At 68.4% G+C, this 1,476-nt stretch carries 1 protein-coding gene and 1 pseudogene; both read left to right on the top strand.

The window, feature by feature from the left end; all coding sequences use genetic code 11:
- Positions 1–173 precede the first annotated feature (173 nt).
- A pseudogene (locus M4I32_RS15115) lies at positions 174–659 on the top strand (transposase); the annotation flags it as partial.
- Between the two features lie 113 nt (positions 660–772).
- The coding region (locus M4I32_RS15110) for a helix-turn-helix domain-containing protein (RefSeq protein WP_319035307.1) at positions 773–1,476 on the top strand (704 nt) is incomplete at its 3' end.

The following is a 1,476-nucleotide window of genomic DNA, read 5'->3' as shown; positions in this document are numbered from 1 at the left end:
GCTGGAGCAACCACGAAACCTACGACCCCACCCGCCACGGATCGGCCGCGCTGATCACCGCCGCCTGACCAGCCACGATTAGAGACACACCGCCGCCCCTGAGATGCCGCGGCGGCCTTCAGCGCGCGCACCGGGAACACACGAAGAACTGCAGCCAGTTGACAGTGGGAGTCTGCCGCACCCACTACGCCGCGAACCTGATGAGCGTCTGCCCCAAGAGCATGTGGCCGGCGGTCAAGGCGATGCTGCACTCGGTCTACGACCAGCCCGACGCCGACGCCGTCAACGCCCAGTTCGACCGGCTCATCGACTACGTCAGCGAGAAACTCCCGGCTGTCGCCGACCACCTCGCCGACGCCCGCGAGGACGTGCTCGCGTTCACCGGCTTCCCGAAGGACGTCTGGATGCAGATCTGGTCGAACAACCCCGCCGAGCGCCTCAACAAGGAGATCCGGCGCCGCACCGACTCCATCGGGATCTTCCCCAACCGCGACGCGATCATCCGCCTCGTCGGCGCCGTCCTGGCCGAACAGACCGACGAATGGGCCGAAGGCCGCCGCTACCTCGGCCTCGACGTCCTCGCCCGCTGCCGACTCACCCTCGTCCCCGACACCGGAGACGAGGTCACCGCCGAGACCATCCTCGAACTCAGCGCCTAACCCCTCCATCGAAGGACACCGCGCTACACCACCACCCGGGGCTTGACCGACGCCGGAGCGCAAGGCGGTTTCAACTGATCGTCGCAACACCTCGACCGTGGAGGTGTTCAAGGATGGCGACGGCGGACTGGAGCAAGAAGACCAGCGAGGTTCTTGAGGGTGCGCGTCGGCAGTGGCGTGCGGATCGGGCGCTGCGACCACCGATGCGCTCGCCCGGGCGGCCTGAGCCCTCGCGGGCGGTGCAGCGGCAGTTCTGGCGTCTGATCGCGACGGGCATCACCTCGGCTGAGGCCTCGCTGAAAGTGGGCGTGTCTGTGCCGGTCGGGAGCCGCTGGTTTCGTCACGCTGGCGGTATGCCGCCGATCTCCTTGGCCGACCCCGCCGGGCGCTACCTGTCTTTCGAAGAGCGCGAGGAGATCGCGCTCCTCTGCGCCAAGGACGTCGGCGTGCGTGAGATCGCACGCAGGATCGGCCGCGACCCCGGGACGATCTCTCGCGAGCTGCGCCGCAACGCGGCCACGCGGAGCGGGAAGCCGGAGTATCGGGCGTTGGTGGCGCAGTGGAAGGCTCAGCAAGCGGCGAAGCGGCCGAAGAAGGCGCGGCTCGTGACCGACGACAGGTTGCGTGAGTACGTCCAGGAGCGCCTCGCCGGCAACGTCCGTCGACCAGATGGCACGATCGTCGTCGGGCCTGAGCCGCCGGCGTGGAAGGGGCTGAACAAGCCGCATCGGCAGGACCGGCGGTGGGCGACCGCGTGGAGCCCGGAACAGATCTCGCACCGGCTGAAGGTCGAGTTCCCGGATGATGAATCCATGCG

Origin of the sequence: Microbacterium sp. LRZ72, from assembly GCF_033792225.1 — a bacterium.
GTDB lineage: Bacteria > Actinomycetota > Actinomycetes > Actinomycetales > Microbacteriaceae > Microbacterium.
This window is presented reverse-complemented; position numbering and strand designations above follow the sequence as displayed.